Annotated in this window: 17 protein-coding genes and 1 pseudogene; 9 read left to right on the plus strand and 9 right to left on the minus strand. The window is 66.8% G+C overall.

Annotated elements, in window-relative coordinates; translation table 11 throughout:
• The 6 genes and pseudogenes from BJF89_RS07905 to BJF89_RS07930 form a co-directional block, all read right to left on the minus strand.
• Positions 1 to 547, minus strand: a pseudogene (locus tag BJF89_RS07905) (HNH endonuclease); the annotation flags it as partial.
• 95 nt (positions 548 to 642) lie between these two features.
• A complete protein-coding gene (locus tag BJF89_RS07910; RefSeq protein ID WP_075813835.1) occupies positions 643 to 1,098 on the minus strand; it encodes an NUDIX hydrolase in 456 nt (151 codons plus the stop codon).
• Positions 1,099 to 1,109: 11 nt separating this feature from the next.
• Complete coding sequence (locus BJF89_RS07915; protein ID WP_075814321.1) at positions 1,110 to 2,837, minus strand: AarF/ABC1/UbiB kinase family protein; 1,728 nt, start codon at positions 2,835 to 2,837, stop codon at positions 1,110 to 1,112.
• Positions 2,821 to 3,453, minus strand: a complete 633-nt coding sequence (locus BJF89_RS07920) for a PadR family transcriptional regulator (protein WP_075813837.1) — start codon at positions 3,451 to 3,453, stop codon at positions 2,821 to 2,823. The genes BJF89_RS07915 and BJF89_RS07920 overlap by 17 nt, the downstream gene beginning before the upstream one ends.
• A gap of 86 nt (positions 3,454 to 3,539) precedes the next feature.
• Positions 3,540 to 4,421 carry a hypothetical protein gene (locus tag BJF89_RS07925; RefSeq protein ID WP_075813839.1) on the minus strand — a complete coding sequence of 294 codons (882 nt, stop codon included), beginning with the start codon at positions 4,419 to 4,421 and terminating at the stop codon, positions 3,540 to 3,542.
• Complete coding sequence (locus BJF89_RS07930) at positions 4,418 to 5,137, minus strand: AraC family transcriptional regulator (RefSeq protein ID WP_083650584.1); 720 nt, start codon at positions 5,135 to 5,137, stop codon at positions 4,418 to 4,420. The genes BJF89_RS07925 and BJF89_RS07930 overlap by 4 nt, the downstream gene beginning before the upstream one ends.
• A gap of 111 nt (positions 5,138 to 5,248) precedes the next feature.
• Between BJF89_RS07930 and gluQRS the strand changes: the two genes are divergently transcribed.
• Positions 5,249 to 6,163, plus strand: coding sequence for a tRNA glutamyl-Q(34) synthetase GluQRS (gluQRS, locus tag BJF89_RS07935; protein ID WP_075814323.1), 915 nt, complete (start codon positions 5,249 to 5,251; stop codon positions 6,161 to 6,163).
• On the opposite strand, the gene BJF89_RS07940 is transcribed toward gluQRS, so the two are convergent.
• Together BJF89_RS07940 and BJF89_RS07945 are read right to left on the minus strand one after the other, a co-directional pair.
• Positions 6,160 to 6,969: a crotonase/enoyl-CoA hydratase family protein gene (locus BJF89_RS07940; RefSeq protein WP_075813843.1), complete on the minus strand. Its 810-nt coding sequence runs from the start codon at positions 6,967 to 6,969 to the stop codon at positions 6,160 to 6,162. The two genes, gluQRS and BJF89_RS07940, sit on opposite strands and share 4 nt — an antisense overlap.
• A 47-nt stretch (positions 6,970 to 7,016) precedes the next feature.
• On the minus strand, positions 7,017 to 8,012 hold the full coding sequence (locus tag BJF89_RS07945; protein ID WP_075813845.1) for an ABC transporter substrate-binding protein: 996 nt from the start codon (positions 8,010 to 8,012) through the stop codon (positions 7,017 to 7,019).
• A 61-nt stretch (positions 8,013 to 8,073) separates the two neighbouring features.
• On the opposite strand from BJF89_RS07945, the gene BJF89_RS07950 reads away from it, so the two are divergent.
• From BJF89_RS07950 to BJF89_RS07970, 5 genes are all read left to right on the plus strand, one after another.
• Positions 8,074 to 8,850: an AraC family transcriptional regulator gene (locus BJF89_RS07950; protein ID WP_255372537.1), complete on the plus strand. Its 777-nt coding sequence runs from the start codon at positions 8,074 to 8,076 to the stop codon at positions 8,848 to 8,850.
• A gap of 141 nt (positions 8,851 to 8,991) precedes the next feature.
• Positions 8,992 to 10,041, plus strand: a complete 1,050-nt coding sequence (locus tag BJF89_RS07955; protein WP_075813847.1) for an iron-siderophore ABC transporter substrate-binding protein — start codon at positions 8,992 to 8,994, stop codon at positions 10,039 to 10,041.
• A 14-nt stretch (positions 10,042 to 10,055) separates the two neighbouring features.
• On the plus strand, positions 10,056 to 11,105 hold the full coding sequence (locus BJF89_RS07960) for an iron ABC transporter permease (protein ID WP_075813849.1): 1,050 nt from the start codon (positions 10,056 to 10,058) through the stop codon (positions 11,103 to 11,105).
• Positions 11,102 to 12,148 (plus strand): iron chelate uptake ABC transporter family permease subunit, encoded by a 1,047-nt coding sequence (locus BJF89_RS07965; RefSeq protein WP_075813851.1) that lies wholly within the window; start codon positions 11,102 to 11,104, stop codon positions 12,146 to 12,148. Before BJF89_RS07960 ends, BJF89_RS07965 begins: the two co-directional genes overlap by 4 nt.
• A complete protein-coding gene (locus BJF89_RS07970; RefSeq protein ID WP_075813853.1) occupies positions 12,145 to 12,945 on the plus strand; it encodes an ABC transporter ATP-binding protein in 801 nt (266 codons plus the stop codon). The genes BJF89_RS07965 and BJF89_RS07970 overlap by 4 nt, the downstream gene beginning before the upstream one ends.
• Here BJF89_RS07970 and BJF89_RS07975 read toward each other — a convergent pair.
• Entirely contained in the window at positions 12,930 to 14,408 is a 1,479-nt protein-coding gene (locus BJF89_RS07975; protein ID WP_075813855.1) for an alanine/glycine:cation symporter family protein, read from the minus strand. The genes BJF89_RS07970 and BJF89_RS07975 overlap by 16 nt on opposite strands.
• 376 nt (positions 14,409 to 14,784) lie before the next feature.
• Between BJF89_RS07975 and BJF89_RS07980 the strand changes: the two genes are divergently transcribed.
• From BJF89_RS07980 to BJF89_RS07990, 3 genes are read left to right on the plus strand one after another with little or no spacing between them, the layout of a single operon-like run.
• The gene (locus BJF89_RS07980; protein WP_255372538.1) at positions 14,785 to 15,258 is read left to right on the plus strand and encodes a universal stress protein; all 474 of its coding nucleotides are present in this window, start codon (positions 14,785 to 14,787) and stop codon (positions 15,256 to 15,258) included.
• A 25-nt stretch (positions 15,259 to 15,283) separates the two neighbouring features.
• Positions 15,284 to 15,961: a cyclase family protein gene (locus BJF89_RS07985; protein ID WP_075813859.1), complete on the plus strand. Its 678-nt coding sequence runs from the start codon at positions 15,284 to 15,286 to the stop codon at positions 15,959 to 15,961.
• Positions 15,962 to 16,010: 49 nt separating this feature from the next.
• Entirely contained in the window at positions 16,011 to 18,125 is a 2,115-nt protein-coding gene (locus tag BJF89_RS07990; RefSeq protein WP_075813861.1) for an NAD(+) synthase, read from the plus strand.
• Positions 18,126 to 18,193: the final 68 nt, after the last annotated feature.

An 18,193-nucleotide genomic window follows, 5' to 3' on the forward strand; every position in this document is an offset into this window, starting at 1 on the left:
GGCGGGTCAACGACACCGCACCGGCCTCTTGGGTCTCGGTGTCCTGCACGATCAGTGGGGCCACCCGGCACAGCACCTCGTCGGTGACATCGGCCAGGGCGGTGTGGCAGGTGATACCGGTGCTCTGGACCCAGTCGGCCACGCCCAGGGCGACAGCGGCATCGACGGCGTCAGCGGCGTCGGCGGTGTCGACGGTGTCGGCGGTGGTGGGTATCTGCGTCCCGGTGGTGGCCAGAGCGCGGGTGTGCCGGTTGATCCGGGTCCAGATCGCATCCAGGTGATCGACCGAATAGCGCCCGTCGGCACGGAACGAGTGGAACAGGTCGGGCATGCGTGCGGCCAGGTCGGCGGCGTGGGTGTAGCGGTGGGCTTCACGCGGTGTTCTGCGTCGTACGGCCAGGGCGGTGGAGTGGCGGGTGTCTGCCGGGATGGTGGTCAGAAAGGCCACGAGGTCGAGTTCGGCGGTGTTGACGGCCACGGCGAAGCGGGTGGCCAGGGTGGTGTAGGACTCGCCGGTGGTGGGTTCGGTGGTGTAGCTGCTGGTCATGGTGTCCCCTCCTTGGATACGAACACTGTATCGCATCAGTGGTACACCAAAACCAGGAACGAACAATAAATAGAACAGGAGTTCGAAACTGAAGGCTAGACGAGCTCCGCTGCCTGAGACAGAAGCTCCGGGAGGTCCTCGGGGAAGTACCGCACCTCCGTCTCACGGAGTTCCGCCACGCTCCACCACCGGGCCGTGACCATCGCGGCCCTCTCCAGCTCCGTCCACCCACCGGGACTCCACCGAGACGCCGGTGCACGGGCTGCGAAGAAGTGCTCGACCTGATGTCGGGCCACACCATGGTCGGTGAAATCGAATTCCCTACGGTGGAACGGGCCGACGAGCTCAAGCCCCTCCAGACCCGTTTCCTCACGGAGCTCCCGGATGGCAGCACCGTGCAGCGTCTCGCCGTCCTCGCAGCCCCCGCCGACCGTGAACCAGAACCGCACGGTGTCGGTGGCGTCGGAAAGATCCCGGCCCTCGAAGAGCAGGACGCGGGACGACGGGTCGAGGAGCACCACCCGTGCCGCGGTGCGGACATGGTCAGCCATGACCGGGAAGACTACCCGGTCCCACGACCGCCCACCAGCGCGTACAGGAACGGCATCGCCGAGATCACCATCATGGACGTACCGATGCCGAAGGCGACGCCACCGTCGGCACTGCTGCGGAGCACCGCGCCGCCGATGACGAGCCCGACGAAGATGATCGCGGCGACGACGCGCACTGCCGCGCGTTCCAGACGTTTGAGCTGCCGTTCGACCTGCGGCGTGTTGACCGAGAGGTCACCACTCGCGATCATCGTGATCGCATTGTCCAGGCGTCGGGGCAGACGGCCGAGTACCCGGGCGGTGGTCACCGTCGTGGTGAGCGCACGGTGCGCCAGGTCCTTCGCCGAGGAACCGGCCCGCTCCCTGATCAGCCGCGCGGCGAAGGGCTCCACCGAATCCCAGATGTTGAATCGGGGGTCCAGCGTGGAACACAGTCCGGAGAGCATCGACACGGCCCGCATGATCAGCAGGAAGTTCTCCGGCAACTGGAACGGCATCGAGCGGATGACGTCACGGAACCGTCTGGCGAAATCCTCGAACTCGCGGGGGTCGACATGCTGCAGGTCCATGACCCCCATCCCGCCGAAGCGGGCGAAGAGCTCGGTCATCGCCACCTGCAGTTCCGCCGTGTCCGCGGTCGGGAGCAGCACACCCAGGTGTTTCATGGCGTCGACCATGCCCGGTCCGTCCTGCATCCCCACCGCGACCACCAGGTCCTGGAGCTCCGACTTCAGCTCGTCATCGACGGTGCCGGTCATCCCGAAATCGATGAAAGTCAGACGGAACCCGTCGGTGGCACCGGCGTCGTCCGGGGTGACGAAGATATTTCCCGGGTGAGGGTCGGCATGGAAATGGCCGGTGTCGAAGAGCTGCGTGAACATCGACTCGGCGAGCCGCTCGGCCACCGCCGACGGGTCGATACCGGCGGAGCGCAGGCCGTCGACATCACTGATCTTGATCGCCGTGACATCCTGCAGGGTCAGGACGTGTCGGGTGCTGCGCTCCCACACGACCGTCGGGGCGTCCACGAGCGGGGAGTCTGCCCGGAAACTTGTGCGGAAAGCATCTGCTTCCGCCGCTTCGTGCAGGTAGTCGATCTCCTCGTAGCTGGTGCGGGCGAACTCCTCGACCAGAGCCGGTACGTCGGCCCGGGTGGCGATGAACCGGATCCGTGACAGCCACGCGGCGATGCGGCGCAGGGCAGCCAGATCGACGTCGACGATATCGGCGATACCCGGCCGTTGGATCTTCACCACGACGTCGGTGAAGCCGACGTCCGCGGCGTCCTGCGCCCGCAACCGGGCCCTGTACGCCTGGCCCAGGGAGGCCGCCGCCAACGGCTGTGGTGAGAATGCGTCGAACGCCCGCGTGAGTGGCATACCCAGGTCAGACTCGGCCAGCGCGATCATGGCGGCTGCATCCTCCGCCGGAACCTTGTCCTGCAGTTCGGCGAGTTCGTCGGTGACCGACGACGGCAGAATGTCGATCCGGGTCGACATGAACTGGCCGACCTTGATCATCAGTCCGCCGAGCCCGGTGGCCAGGACGCGGAAGCGGGCGGCCGCACGGACGAACCGGCGCTCCTGGCCGCGCTGGCTGAGCCTGCGCAGGCCGAGACGTGGCAGCACGATCTCGAACCACCACATCTGCACCATCAGCCGCAGACCGAAGGTGGTGATGCGCCGGTAACGGCGGCGGAGAGCTCTCCGGTCGCTCCGGCGGTCAGTCTTCCGGGACACCGTCGGCACGGTCGACACCGTCGACACCGTTGTCCTCGGCGAGGATGCCGTAGATCTGACGGCGGGTCTCGTCGAGCAGGGCAGTGGCACGACGTCGTTGGTCCTCGGTGCCGCTGATGCCGATCTGGTGCACCGCCTGGCCGAGCTTCACCCCGGATTTCGGCAGTTCCCCACGGCCGTCGAAGATCCGGGTGAACGCGTCCCACGGTGCCGGGGTGGCGTCGTCCTCCGTGACGTCGTCGGCCTCCGCACGTCCTGCGTCGGTCAGCGTGTAGGTCCGACGGCCGTCGGACTCCTCCACGGTGGCCAACCCTTCGTCGACGAGGAGCTGCAGCTCCGGGTAGATCTCCGCGGCCCCCGGTGGTTCATGGCCGTCCTGTGCGCCGTGACTGTCGGCGATCTCGCGGACGACCTGACCGCCGTGGCGCGGCCCGTCCGCGAGGACGCCGAGCACGGTCGCGTGCACACTCCGGCGGGGTCGGGACGTGCGGCGGGCCTGCTCCTGCGTCGTGGCCGGCGCAGGGAACGGCAGGTATCCCCGCACGTTCTCGAGCAGGTTCCACAGCGCCGCCGGATCCGGGGAGCCGTCGTATCGGTTCTGGTGAGAATATCCCATGTCAGCGCCTCCATGCGCCTGGTGACGGATAGGTGGACCACACCAACGCTACCTGCGCTCCCTGTCCGGCACCTGGGAGCTGCCGGTCAGTGGCCGTTGGCGCGGAGCACCTCGACCGCGCGCACCGTCGCGTGGCCACGCCACTCCAGGGAAGCGGCGGGCGAGTAGCTGGTGAAGTCGACGGGCCACCCGCCGTCGGTGCACTGCGACCGCTCCAGTCGGTCCAGGTCGTCCTCGAGGGCAGCGGTGTCTAACAGTTCGCGGACCGGCTGATCAGGGAAGGGGGAGATGTCGAGGAGCCGCAGCGTCTCGCCTTCCGCCCCTCCGGTGACCGGGACCGCACCGTCCGACGGCACGAATCGTCCCAGTGTCCTGATCTGGTCGGACGCGTCACCTGTGGCGTCGAGCAATTGCAGGGCGAAGGAAAGGACGTAGGCGAATGGAGGGTCCTGAAGCTTATTCAGATCGTGGATCGCATTGATGCAGTACTGCGTGGCTGTCGAGAGCCACGGGTGGTCCCGCACCCTGTCATCGCTGTGTGCGAGCAGGTGTGCCTGCGCTGCCACTGCGGCCGTGATCTGCAGCGACGACACCATCGGGTCGGCGTTCACCCAGAATGGTGAGCAGGCAGTGGGGTCGGCGAGGGGGAGGGCGAAGGGGAGGCCACCGTCGGGCAAAGTCACTGACTCCAACCAGTCGAGGAGATCGACCGTGTGTGGTGATAGCGCAGGGGCCGCGCTGACCAGTGCTTCGAGGGCGTGCAACGCCCCCGCCGGCTGGCTCTCTGGTGCACGTAGGTCGGGCTCCAGCCCCCAGCCGTAGCCGCCGTCGTCGTTGCGGTAGGCGCCGAGGGCACGGACGACCGCGTCATGGCCGGAACCGGTGGTCAGTATCTCGAACCGGTGTCTGTCGAGGGTACGTGCGTGGGAGGTCATGAACTGGGAGGCAAGTGTGAGGTCGATGCTCATGATGCCATTGTCCCGTGGGGGCGACCTGGTGTCTTGAAGGAATCGGCCATGGCTGGTGTGTGTGCAATCTGCGATGGTGTCTGGTCAGCGAACCGCTTCATCTCGCGAGATAGGTGTGCCTGGTCAGCATATCCTGTGGAACTCGCAACCTCACCCGGCGGTACTCCTTCCCGCAGAAGATGGAGGGCCGCCTGGAAACGGTGGATCTGCGATAGCATGCTGGGGCCATAGCCGAATTCCGCATCGCACAGCCTGCGCAGTGAGCGTTCCGACATCTCGTGTCGTGCCGCGATCTGCTGGACGGTTTCGCCGTTCCGTGCGGCCCGGTCGATTGAGGTGGCCAGGCGCAGAGCGCAGGCGTCCGGGCGTGCATGGTCCCACAGTGCGATGAACATGTCTTCGAGCCGCTGCGGGTGGATTGGGGGGACTGGGACGATGTCGACCAGCGGGACGCGTTCATTGCGTAGTTCCCGGACGGAGATCCGGAGTAGGGCATGCGCTACTCCCGGGTCGAAGCGTAGCCCCCATGTCGAGTCGCCGACGCTTACCGGGATAGACACGCAGTGCGTGTCGGGACCGGCGACGACCAACTCGTCCTGGAACCACATCAGGTCCATTACGCCGTCTGGAAGAATGCCCTGATGTGATTCATCCCGTACTGCCCGCCACAGGGTTACGCCCGTGATCGTGCTGCGCGTGGATCTGTAGTCGCTCATGGCGCCTCCCGTCGCAAGGTGTGTGATCCAGCATCGCACACCTTTTCCGTGGGGGAGGGCCGAGGTATCGGCGGAACGGCACTCGGCGACGCGCGCGTTATCCTGAATGCCATGACGGACTCCCGCACCAACGGCCGCTACGCGCCGAGCCCCAGCGGCGACCTGCACCTCGGCAACCTGCGCACCGCCGTGCTCGCCGAAGCCTGGGCGGGTGCCACGGGACGCGGGTTCGTCCTGCGTATCGATGACATCGACGCGTCACGGTCCTCGGAGATCTCCGCCTACCGCCAGCTCGAGGACCTTGAGGCCGTCGGTGTCCACTGGGATGGGGCGGTGGCACGGCAGTCGGAGACCGTCGACCGGTACGACGTGGCCCTGGAACGACTCCAGGAGGACGGTCTGGTCTACGAGTGCTACTGCTCCCGCAAGGACATCCGCGAGGCAGCACGTGCTCCGCACGTCGTCCCGGGGCACTATCCCGGCACCTGCCGCGACCTGGATGACGCCGAGCGGGAACGGCGTCGGGACGCCCTCGCCGCCGAGGGCCGCGTCCCGTCACTGCGGTTGCGTGCCCAGGTCAGCGAGTGGACGGTGCGGGAGGCTTTCGCCGTCGACGGCGGGCACTACACCGGTGACGTCGACGACATGGTGCTCAGACGGGGCGGCCAGGGTGGTGCCGACGTGGGCTTCGCCTACAATCTCGCCGTCGTAGTCGATGACACCCTGGCGGGCGTCGACCAGGTCGTCCGCGGTGACGACCTGTTGAGTTCCGCACCACGGCAGGCGTACCTGGCGCACCTGCTGGAACTTCCCGAGGTGGAGTACGTGCATGTCCCCCTGGTGCTGGGGCCGACCGGTGACCGGCTGGCGAAGCGGGACGGGGCGGTCACGCTGCGGGAGATGCCGGGGGACACGCTGGAGGAGAAGGGACGCACCGCACGCGCATGGATTGACCGGTCGATCGGGGAGGGTGCACTGCACGATCCGGCGCTGTTGTCCCGTGAGCCGGTCACGTGGGAGGGTTAGCGCACGCCGCGCCGCTGGAACACGGGCGCGGTCTTCTTCGCCGCCGCCTTCTGCGCTACGCGGGTGTTCTCCGCGGCGAGCAGCCGGAACTGACGCAGACGTTCCCGCAGGAAAGTGGCGTAGGGGCCGCGTGACCAGGTCTCGTCCACGAGCTTCTTGGTGTAGGCGACAGAGTCAGGGGAGCGCGTCGCGATCACGGCGGCAAGCTTTTCGGCGTCCTCGACCGGACTCTCGGAAACCTCGCTGGCCAGGCCGTACTCGACTGCGGTACGACCGTCGAAGACCTCCCCGGTCATCGTCAGTTTCTTCAGGACGTCCGCCCGCAGCTGCTGGGGCAGCGTCTGCATGCCCGACATGTCCGGGATCAGACCCCACTTCGACTCGAGGATGCTCCACTGGGCGTCGGCGGTGGTGAACCGCCAGTCCGCGGCGAGTGCCAGCTGCAGGCCGCCACCGAAACAGTGTCCGTGTACCGCGGCGATCACCGGGACCGGCAGACGACGGAAGCCCCAGCACGCTTCCTGGAACTGGTTCGTCCCGCGCCACGGACGGGACAGGAACGACGACACCATCGACGAGGGCTTCTTCATCGCAGACGCGAAGTCCAGGCCCGCGCTGAAGGAGCGGCCCTCCCCGGAGACGATCACCGCACGGATGGTGCGGTCCTTGCGGATGCGCCGGGTGATCGACACCAGTTCGTCGAGGATCTCGAGCGTGAGGGAGTTCAGCTTGTCCGGACGGTTGAGCCGGACGTGGGCGATCCGTGTGGGACCGTCGGTGATGGTGAGGGTGGGAAGACCAGTCATGGAGCCAACGCTAGAGCACGGGACACGTCGGCGCGGGTGAATGGCCGTCAGGAGCGGGCCTCGTCCACCGCCGCGAAACTCTCGTCGAGCTCGTCCACGGTCCACGGCACGGAGGCAACCGTCGGTTGACTCAGTGCCATGGCGGACGTCTGGTCAGGCAGGTAGGCAGCCCCGCTCCTGACCGCAGTGAGCTGGACCCACCCCTTGAGGTCCGACGGAGTGACCCCGATAGCCCACATCGCCAGGAAGTCGGTGTTCAGCATGTCGATGTTCTCCTCGGCGATGAAGGCACGTGAGCCGTCCTGGCTGGCGGACCTGATCTCCTCGGGAACGCTCATGCCCAGGTCACTCAGGAACGTGTTCGCCGGATCATTGTCGTCGGTGACCACGGCGAGCCCCTGCTCACTGATCTGTCCGAACGCGGCGCTGGCGCCGTCGAGCCCGGGGTGGGCGTCCTTCGTCCCGGCGATCTTGTCGTCCACGGACTGGATCAGGTCAGCGGCGTCCTCGGACCGGTCCAGGATCTCGCCGGCCAGCTCGGTGACCTCACGCCAGTCGTCCGACTGCGTGTTGTCCCCGACGACCGCGACGGTGGGCGCGATGGCGTTGAGCTTGTCGTAGGTGGCCTGGTCGGGAACGTAGCTCACGAAAATGACGTCCGGGTCCTCCGCGGCGATGTCCTCGCTGTTGTCGCTCCGTCCGGTCGCATCTGCGGAGTAGGTCTCGACCTGTCCTGAATCGTTGGTCGCCCAGGGTTTGTCGTCGTCGTAGCCGTCGATGCGGTACTCGATGTCCACGGGGCTGCCCAGGGCGCTGAAGGCGTCGGTCCACGCCGGTGAAAAACTCACGACTTTCTCCGGGTTCCTCGGCACCTCGGTCGTCCCCATCGAGTGGGTCACCGCCACGGGACCCGACGTGGTTGTCTCTGACGCTGATCCGGAATCATCGTTGTCGGAGCAGGCGGTCAGGACGGTGGCTGCGAGGAGGAGCGCGACGGCGGCGGTGCCGCGTCGGCGGCGACTTTGTGCGGGGAAAGTTGTCATGGAAGCGAAGCCTATACTAAGTTACTGGCACTATGGAACACCTCGCACAGGACGCCGACCGGTGACGGTGGAGAGCAGGAGTCTGCCGTTCTACCGGGCAGGTGAGCTCAGCTTCGACGTCCGGGCGTTCGGGTGGGACGAGGTCTTTGTCCGGGACACTGTCTGGGGCGAGCACTCGCACCCCACCCACGAACTCCTCTGGCACGACTACGGCTCCGGTGCCGTGAGTGTCGGCCAGCGCGTATGGACGATCGCAGGGGGTGTGGCGTTGTGGATTCCCGCCGGGCTGGTGCACACCGGACGTGCTCACGCAGGTTCACGTCAGCGCACCGTCCACTTCACCGTCGACACCCCGGCGTTGGGGGAGGACCCGGTCACCGTGGAGCTCACGCCGCTGCTCGGGCTCCTCATCGACCGGCTCGGCACCACAGGGCTCGGCGGGCGCTCCCGTGAGCTGACCGAGCGGATGATCCTCGACGTCATCACACCGTCCGAGCGGGAGCTCGTCCTCTCGATGCCGACCTCGGAACTGCTCGGCCCGATCGTGGAGAGGATGCGTGACTGTCCGGCCGATCAGACCACGTTGAGTGTCTGGGCGACCCGGCTCGGAGTGAGCACGAAGACCATCACCCGCACGTTTGAGGCGGAGACCGGGCTGGGTTTCAGCAGGTGGATCGCGATGGCGAGAATGAAGCATGCGGTGGTGCTGCTCGGTGCGGGGGATGAGATCGCCGAGGTGGCGGAGCAGGTCGGGTACCGGTCGGCGAGTGCGTTCATCACCGCGTTCCGACGTGCGACAGGCCTGACACCGGGGCAGTTCAGGTCTCCGGAGCAGTGACGGCCCGGTGTCCGATCCGCGAAATGCTCTGTCCTGAATGCGTGATTGCGAACAGGGTACCCTCAAAGCTACTTTGAGCAGGCATGCCTTATTCGGGCGTGGCACTTCTGACGTTTCCCTTCCGCCGAAAGGTTCGACCCCATGACCCGCACACCACTCCGGGGCACACCGCTTCGTACGTTGCTGTTCTCCCTGCTCGCCGTCTTCGGTCTCGTCCTGACCGCCTGCTCCTCCGACGACGGTGGAAGCGATGGTTCCGGCGACGGCTCGGGTGACACCATCACCATCGAGCACGCATTCGGCACCACGGAGATCGACGGCACCCCGGAGCGCGTCGCCACCGTCCAGTTCGAGAACCAGGAAGTTCCCCTGGCACTCGGCGTGGTCCCGGTGGGCATGGCCAAGGCGAACTTCGGTGGCTCCGACGTCCTGCCCTGGGTGCAGGAGCAGCTCGACGAGCTCGGCGTCAGCGGCGACGACGAGCCTGTGCTGTTCGACGAGTCCGACGGCATCGACTTCGAGGCGGTCTCCGACACCGCGCCGGACGTGATCCTCGCCGGATACTCGGGGCTGGAGCAGGAGGACTACGACAAGCTCTCCGAGATTGCGCCCACGATCCCCTTCCCCAAGGACCAGGTTGCCTGGGGTACTCCGTGGCGTGAGAACATCGAGATCGAGTCGAAGGCCATCGGCAAGGAGGACGAGGGCAAGGACCTCATCACCGACCTCGAGTCGCAGATCTCCGAGGTCGCCGACGCCCACCCGGAGATCAAGGGCAAGAAGACCATGTTCCTCACCCACGTGGAGATCGGCGACCTGAGCAAGGTCAGCTTCTACACCAGCCACGACACCCGTCCGATGTTCTTCGAGGACCTGGGTATGGAAGCACCGGACTCCATCAAGAAGTTCTCCGACGAGAACGACTCGTTCAGCGGCACCATCAGCACCGAACAGGCCGACGTCTTCGACGACGTCGACATCATCGTCACCTACGGTGACCAGGAGCTGCTCGACGCCATGAAGGACAACCCGGTGCTCGGGCAGATCCCCGCCATCAAGAACGACGCCGTCGTCCTGCTGGAGAATGACGAACTCGGCACCGCGGCGATGCCCACCCCGTTGGGCATCCCGTACATCCTCGACGACTACGTCAAGGTCCTCTCCGACGCCGCCGCCAAGAGCGAGAGCTGACACCGGCCCCCGCAATGACGACGAGCACGACGACGCGCGCCGCCGGGAACACGGCTGAGCGCCTGCGCCGCTCAACGGCGATGCGCACCTTCTGGCTGCTTCTCACCACCGTGGCCCTGGTGGTGGTCATGGCGGTCTCCACGGCGGTCGGCTCGCGTAGCGTCGGCCTCGAGGACATCCTCGCCGCCTACGCCGGCGCTGCGGACGGGTTCGACCAGGCCGCCGTCGCCACCCGCATCCCCCGTACCGTCCTGGCGGTCATCGCCGGGGCAGCACTCGGTGTCACCGGCGCAGTGATGCAGGGAGTCACCCGCAACCCGTTGGCCGACCCGGGGATCCTGGGGGTGAACACCGGTGCCGCGCTCGCCGTCGTCCTCGGGATGGCCTACCTCAGTCTCAGTACCCCGGGCGAGTTCATCTGGGTGGCCATGGCCGGGGCGGCGGTCACCGCTGCCGTCGTCTACGTCATCGGCTCCCTCGGTCACGGTGGCGCCACGCCACTGAAACTCGCCCTCGCCGGATCCGCCACGGCGGCGGCGTTGACCTCTTTCATCAGTGCGATCATGCTGACCCGGACCGACCTCGTCGATGTGGCACGGGACTGGCAGATCGGCGGTGTCGGTGGCGGGACCTGGGCGTCGATCCGGCTCGTCGCACCGTTCCTGGTGGTGGGGTTCCTGATCTGCCTGCTCTCGGCCCGCGGCCTGAACTCCCTCGCCCTCGGTGACGAACTTGCCGCGGGTCTGGGGGAGCGGGTCGCGCGGACCCGTGCCGCGGCTGCTCTCGGGGCGGTCATCCTCTGCGGGGCGGTGACCGCGGTGACCGGCCCCATCGGCTTCGTCGGTCTCGTCGTCCCGCACGCCTGCCGGCTGCTCGTAGGGGTCGACCACCGCTGGCTGATCCCGTTCTCGGCGGTGACCGGTGCCGTCCTGCTCGTTGCCGCAGACGTGCTGGGGCGCATCGTCGCCCGTCCCTCCGAGCTGGAGGTCGGTATCCTCACCGCCCTGATCGGGGCACCGGTATTCATCGCCATCGTCCGACGTCAGAAGGTGCGTGCGCTGTGACCACTCCGTCCACTGTCGCGGCCGTCGCCGCCGAACGCCGGGGACGCCTCCGTCGCTGGTGGATCCTCGTCGGGGTCCTTTCCGTCCTTGTTGTCGCGATGTACCTGGTGTCCCTGTCCTACGGCCACACCGTCTACCCGTTGAAGGACGTGTGGCGTGTCGCCACCGGGGAGACGGTCCCCGGCGCCAGCTTCACCGTCGGGCGCCTCCGCCTGCCCCGCGCATCCCTGGCGGTGGTCTGCGGCCTGGCCTTCGGGCTCGGCGGCGTCGTCTTCCAGACGATGCTGCGTAACCCTCTGGCCAGCCCTGACATCATCGGAATCAGCTCCGGTGCCTCGGCTGCGGCCGTGTTCGCCATCCTGACCCTCTCACTCAGCCAGGCAGGTGTGTCCGCCTTCGCGATTGCCGCCGGTCTCGGCGTGGCGGTCCTGGTGTTCGCGCTCGCCTGGAAAGGTGGGGTCGCCGGGACGCGCCTGATCCTGGTGGGGATCGGTGTGTCCGCGATCCTCACCAGTCTGACGAACTGGCAGTTGTCCACGGCGCAGACCTGGGACACCCAGACCGCCATGCGTTGGCTCACGGGCAGCCTCAACAACGCCACCTGGGAGGACGTCCTTCTCGTTCTCGTCGCTCTCGTGGTCCTGGTACCGGTGCTGCTGGCCCAGTGGCGCAACCTCGCGATCACCCAGCTCGGCGACGAGACCGCCGGTGCACTCGGCGTCCGTGTCTCCGTCACCAGGCTGGTGCTGGTGGTCGCCGGCGTCGGGCTCATCGCCTTCGCCACCGCGGCGGCCGGACCGATCGCCTTCGTGGCCTTCCTCTCCGGCCCGATCGCGGCACGCCTCGTCGGGCCGGGAACCAATCTGCTCATCCCGTCTGCCCTCGTCGGGGGCCTGCTGGTCCTCGTCGCCGACTTCGCCGGACAGTGGGCGTTCGACGCGCGCTACCCCGTCGGCGTCATCACCGGTGTCCTCGGCGCGCCCTACCTGATCTACCTCATCATCCGGACCAACCGGCGCAATGCCACTGGAGGCGCACTGTGACGACACACCACACGCTGACCGTCGACGACCTGACCCTGGGGTACGGCGACCGTACCGTGATCCGCGACATCGACCTCTCCGTCCTGCCGGGGAAGGTCACCGGCATCATCGGGGCGAACGCCTGCGGGAAGTCGACGTTGTTGAAGTCGATGTCACGCCTGCTGAAACCTGCTTCCGGGCACGTCCTGTTGGACGGAAAGGACGTGCACTCCCGTCCCGCCAAGGAACTCGCCCGGACGCTCGGCCTGCTGCCCCAGTCGCCGATCGCGCCGGAAGGCATCACCGTGGCGGACCTGGTGGGACGTGGACGGCACCCGCACCAGGGCATCATGTCGCGCTGGTCGGCCGCGGACGACGAGGCCGTCGCATTCGCACTGGACACCACCGGGACCGCGGCCCTGGCGGACCGGGCCGTCGACGAACTGTCGGGTGGACAACGCCAGCGCGTGTGGATCGCCATGGCACTCGCACAACAGACCGACCTGATGCTGCTGGACGAGCCGACGACGTTCCTGGACGTCGCACACCAGGTCGAGGTACTCGATCTCCTCACCGACCTGAACGGCTCGGCCGGAATCACGATCGTCATGGTGCTGCACGACCTGAACCTTGCAGCGCGCTACTGCGACCAGGTCGTGATGATCGCCGACGGAGGAGTGGAGGCGGTGGGTGCGCCGTCGGAGATCTTCACCGAGGAACGGGTGGAGAAGGTCTTCGGGCTGCACTCCCGGATCATCGAGGACCCCGTGTCAGGGACGCCGCTGGTGCTGCCCATCGGCCGTCACCGGGTGCTGTGAGCTGAGTCCGTGGGGTCCGTGGACCGCTCCTGGCGCTCCCGGAACGTGGTCTCCCACCACAGTGCTCCCTTGATCCCCAGCGGTTCAGGGTCGAAGACGGGGTCCTGCCCGAGCTTGCGTTGGCGGTCGTAGTCCCGGACCACCTTGAACACGATGGGGGTCAGCAGTACCACGGAGATCATGTTCAACCAGGCCAGGAGTCCGTAACCGATGTCTCCGGCGGCCCACATGGCGTCTGCGCTCACCACGGAGCCGGTGAAGGAAATGGCCAGTGCGCCCAGCTTGATGATCCATTCGAAGAAGCGGTTGCTCTTCTCGCCGAGCAGGAAGATCAGGTTCGTCGTCGCCACGTAGAAGAAGAACACCTGGGAGGTGAAGGCGAACAGCAGGACCGCCAGGGCGACGAAGACGCTGCCCCAGCCCGGCAGACTGGTGTCAATGGCCAGCTGCACGAAGTTGGGGCCGGCAATCGCGCCGGGTACATGGTTGACGAGGTAACCGCCGGCCTGATCCACCACGTGGTAGCTGTCGGTGATGATGATCATCAGGCCCGTCGCCATGCAGATGAGGAACAGGTCGATGTAGATGCTGAATGCCTGGATGATCCCCTGCTTGCCGGGGTGGCTGGCGTCAGCGGTCGCTGCGGCGAACGTCCCCTCGCCGAAGCCGGTGGCAGAGGCGAAAACTGCACGACGAACGCCCCAGGCGACGGCGAAACCGACGATGCCGCCGAACATCTGGTCCACGCCCAGGCCCGACATGACGATCAGTCGAAGCGCCTCCGGCACCTTTCCGGCGTTCATGGCGATGAGGATCACCGCGAACAGGAGGTATCCGACCGCCATGAACGGGACAACGGTCTGGGCGACCTGCACAACTCGACGGGTGCCGCCGACGACGACGAACGCGAGGATGGCGGTGATCACCACACCCGTTATCCAGGGGTCTAGACCGAAAGCCTGGTTCGCGCTGGAGGCGATGTTGTTGGCCTGGATTCCGGGGAAGACGAAACCGTATCCGATCATCGCGGTGAGGGCGACAGCCGCAGCCAGCCATCGGGCACGCAGCCCGTGCCTGATGTAGTAGGGCATGCCTCCCCGGTCTTCGCCGTGGATGCGGCGTTTGAAGACCTGGGCAAGGACGGCCTCGGCGTAGGCACAGGTCGAACCGAGGAAGCCTGTGACCATGATCCATATGAGGGAGCCCGGGCCTCCCATGGCGATGGCAGTCGCCACGCCGGCGATGCTGCCGACGCCGACCCGGCTGGAGAGGGTGAGTGCGAGGGCCTGGAACGATGACAGTCCGCCGTCGGTGGTCTTGCTCTGACGCAGTTGGCGGATCATGTCGGGGAGGCGTCGGAACTGGACGCCGCGTGTGACGATGGTGAAGAATCCGCCGACTGCCAGTGCGAAGTAGGCGAGTGGGTTCCAGATCCAGTCACTGATCGTTGTCAGTAAGTTCATGTGGGTACCGTCCGGGACGTGACACCCGCCGCGGAGGACCGTCTGATCGTGACACAGGACACAGTGCGGAGTCAAGGACTTGTTTCTCGGGCAAAGCAGGCAGGGGGTCGTCGTGCGTGTGTCGATACAGGGGAATCCACTGTTCGTGACCGATATTTGAACGAGGTCCTTGTGTGTCGGCCGTTCTCTATGTAGTTTTGTGATCACACATCACATCGGTGTGGAGCTTGAGAGCTCGTATCCTCGCAACCACCACGACACCCGCCGCGGGGATCCCGGCTCACTCCCGAGCCCAGTACTGTCTCCGTTTTCCCAGACCGCGATCCGTCACATCGGGTGCGGCCCCCGGGGGAACCACCCTGGAAGTGAAAGGAAGATGATGGCCAAGAAGATCGTGGCAGGAGTGGACTCAAGCCAGACCGCACTCAGCGCCGCCATGAAAGCCGCAGAACTGGCTGAAGGAATGGGAGCCGAGGTCCATCTCTGCACCGCCTACAGCACCACAAGTGCCGATGCCCTCGACTCGATCCGGACCAAGAGCACAGGGGTGGCCAGTCAAGCGGCGTACAAGAAGCTGACCGACGGACTCGCCGAGGCATCACGACAGGTCGCCGAGTCCGTCGCCGCCGTCCTGCGGGAGTCCTACCCGTCGCTGGTGGTCGAGGCGACCGCAGGCGAAGGGGCCCCGGCGGACGTCCTTCTGCGCACGGCGAAGAAACTCGATGCCGACCTCATCGTCGTTGGCAACAAGCACGTCCAGGGTTTCAAACGCATCCTCGGCAGTGTCGCCCGCAAGGTCGCCTCCGAAGCGCGATGCGACCTCTACATCGCCAACACGACCCAGCGGTGACCTGCGTCCCACTACGCTGAGCAGCATGTCCGGCGCGTGGTTCGACCTCACCCACCCTGTTGAGTCAGGCATGCCCGTCTACCCGGGAGATCCGACGGTGACGGTCACGGAAGTCGCCACCGTCGCCGCCGAGGGTTGCTCTGTGCGCTCGCTCTCGCTGGGTACCCACACCGGCACGCACCTGGACGCCCCTGCCCACGTGGTCCGTGGCGGCCGTACCGTCGACGATATCCTCCCGGATGAACTCACCGGCGCGGCGAGTGTCCTGCATGTCCCCGGCCTCGCGCCGGGGGAGGTCGTCACTCCGTCCCATCTGGGAGCGTGGCATCCCGCGCGCATCGTGCTCATCGCGACAGGGTGGGACGCCCACTGGGGTACGGACGCCTACCTGGAGTATCCGGTGCTCGGCGAGGACGTGTGCCGACTGCTGGTCGACTCCGGGATGCACGTACTCGGGATGGACACCGCCAGCCCGGATCCACCGGGTGCCGACCTGCTGCCTGTGCACGACCTGCTGCTCGGGACTGACCGCCTGATCGTCGAGAATCTACGCGGACTCCGCAACCTGCCGTCGTGTGTCGAGTTCACTGCGCTCCCGCTGCCTGTCGTCGACGGAGACGGCTCACCGGTACGCGCGGTGGCTCGACGGCGGACCGCTGGCCAGGAACACCGACGCAGCAACCCCACAGGTCGGTCCGACTAGCCTGTGGGGTTGCTCCGTCGGGCGAGAGCCCCGTGGCACACTGGGGGCCATGTCGACAGGACCATCAACATCCTCCGCAGCGCACACCGCCCCGGAAAGTCCCCCTTCCGGTGCCTACACGCACGGTTTCGCCAGGGTCGCCGCGGCCACCGTTCCGGTCTCTGTCGCCGACCCGGCATCGAACGCACGTGTCATCCTCGAGACCGCCCGTCAGCTCCACGACGATGACGTCGCCGTCGCCGTCTTCCCTGAGCTCAGCCTCACCGGCTACGCCATCGACGACCTGGTCATGCAGGACGTCCTGCTCGACGCGGTCACTGACGCGTTGCGCACCCTTGTCGCGGCGTCGGAGAAGCTCTTCCCAGTCCTGGTCGTCGGCGCCCCGCTGGCGCACGGCAACCGCCTGTACAACTGTGCGGTCGTCATCCACCGGGGGAGGATCCTCGGCGTCGCGCCGAAGTCCTACCTGCCGACCTACCGGGAGTTCTACGAACGCCGCTGGTACGCCCCGGGTGATGACGTCCGCGGTGGGCACATCCGGATCGGCGGGACGGAGGTACCCTTCGGTACCGATCTGCTCTTCGAGGCACAGGACGTGCCAGGACTGACCGTCCACGCCGAGGTCTGTGAGGACATGTGGGTCCCGGTGCCGCCGTCGTCGCTCGCGGCGTTGCAGGGGGCCACCGTCCTGCTGAACCTGTCGGGAAGCCCGATCACGGTGCAACGGGCCGATGACAGGCACCTGCTGGCGAAGTCGGCGTCGTCGCGGAACCTGGCGGCCTACGTCTATGCCGCTGCAGGCCAGGGAGAGTCCACCAATGACGTCTCCTGGGACGGGCTGACCATGGTGTACGAACGCGGCGTGCTGCTCGAGGAGACGGAACGTTTCCCCGACGGGCCGCGGGTCAGTGTCGCTGACGTGGATGTCCACGGCCTCCGGGCCGCGCGCATCCGCCAGGGCACCTTCGACGACAACCGTCGGACGATGCAGGACCGGTCGGACACCGCATTCCGTACGGTCGCCTTCACCCTGAATCCGCCACAGGGTGATGTGGGGCTGCGCCGGGACGTCGCGCGGTTCCCGTTCGTGCCCGGCGACCCCGCACGCCTGGCGCAGGACTGCTACGAGACCTTCAACATCCAGGTGTCCGGACTCGTCCAGCGGTTGCAGGCCATCGGCAACCCACGCCCCGTGATCGGTGTCTCCGGTGGTCTGGACTCCACCCATGCGTTGCTGGTCGTGGCACGTGCGATGGACCGCACCGGGCGCCCGCGGTCGGACATCCTGGCGTACACCATGCCGGGGTTCGCCACCTCAGACCACACGAAATCGAACGCGGTGAAGCTCGCCGAAGCCATGGGCGCGACGATCGAGACACTCGACATCAGGCCCGCTGCCACCGAGATGCTCGCGCAGATGGGCCATCCGGCCGGTAGTGGCGAGCCGGTGTACGACGTGACCTTCGAGAACGTGCAGGCAGGTCTGCGCACCGACTACCTCTTCCGTCTGGCCAACCACCTCGGCGGCATTGTGGTGGGCACCGGAGACCTCTCCGAGTTCGCCCTCGGGTGGTGCACCTACGGGGTGGGGGACCAGATGAGCCACTACGCGGTGAACTCCGGTGTGCCCAAGACGCTGATCCAGCACCTCATCCGCTGGGTCATCGCCGACGGGAACGTGGTCGGGGAGGATGCCGCAGAGGTGCTGCGCTCGGTGCTCGACACTGAAATCAGCCCCGAACTGGTGCCCGCCGGTGCAGACGGGCAGGTGCAGTCCACCGAGGACACCATCGGGCCGTACGCGTTGCACGACTTCACCCTGTGGCACGTGTTCCGCGGGACCCGCCCCTCCACGATCGCCTTCCTCGCCTGGCATGCGTGGAAGGACGCGGGAGAAGGGCAGTGGCCTGCAGGGTTCCCGGACGAGGACCGCTACGACTATGACCTCCAGACGATCGTGACCTGGGAACGTACCTTCCTCCGCCGGTTCTTCGGCTTCGCCCAGTTCAAACGGACTGCCGTGCCGAACGGGCCGAAGGTGTCGCCCGCAGGTTCCCTGTCGCCGCGGGGGGACTGGCGCGCCCCGTCGGACGGGAATGCCCGGGTGTGGCTGGCCGAGCTCGAGCGCGGCTACCCCGACGTGCTCCCCGATATCGGGGGGTGAATTCTCCACTCTTTTCGCTTCGATGTCTCCGGATATGATCTCGGTCATACTGACTGGTAGACGCGCTA

The sequence above is a fragment of the Corynebacterium sp. CNJ-954 genome (assembly GCF_001942345.1).
Taxonomy (GTDB): Bacteria; Actinomycetota; Actinomycetes; order Mycobacteriales; family Mycobacteriaceae; genus Corynebacterium.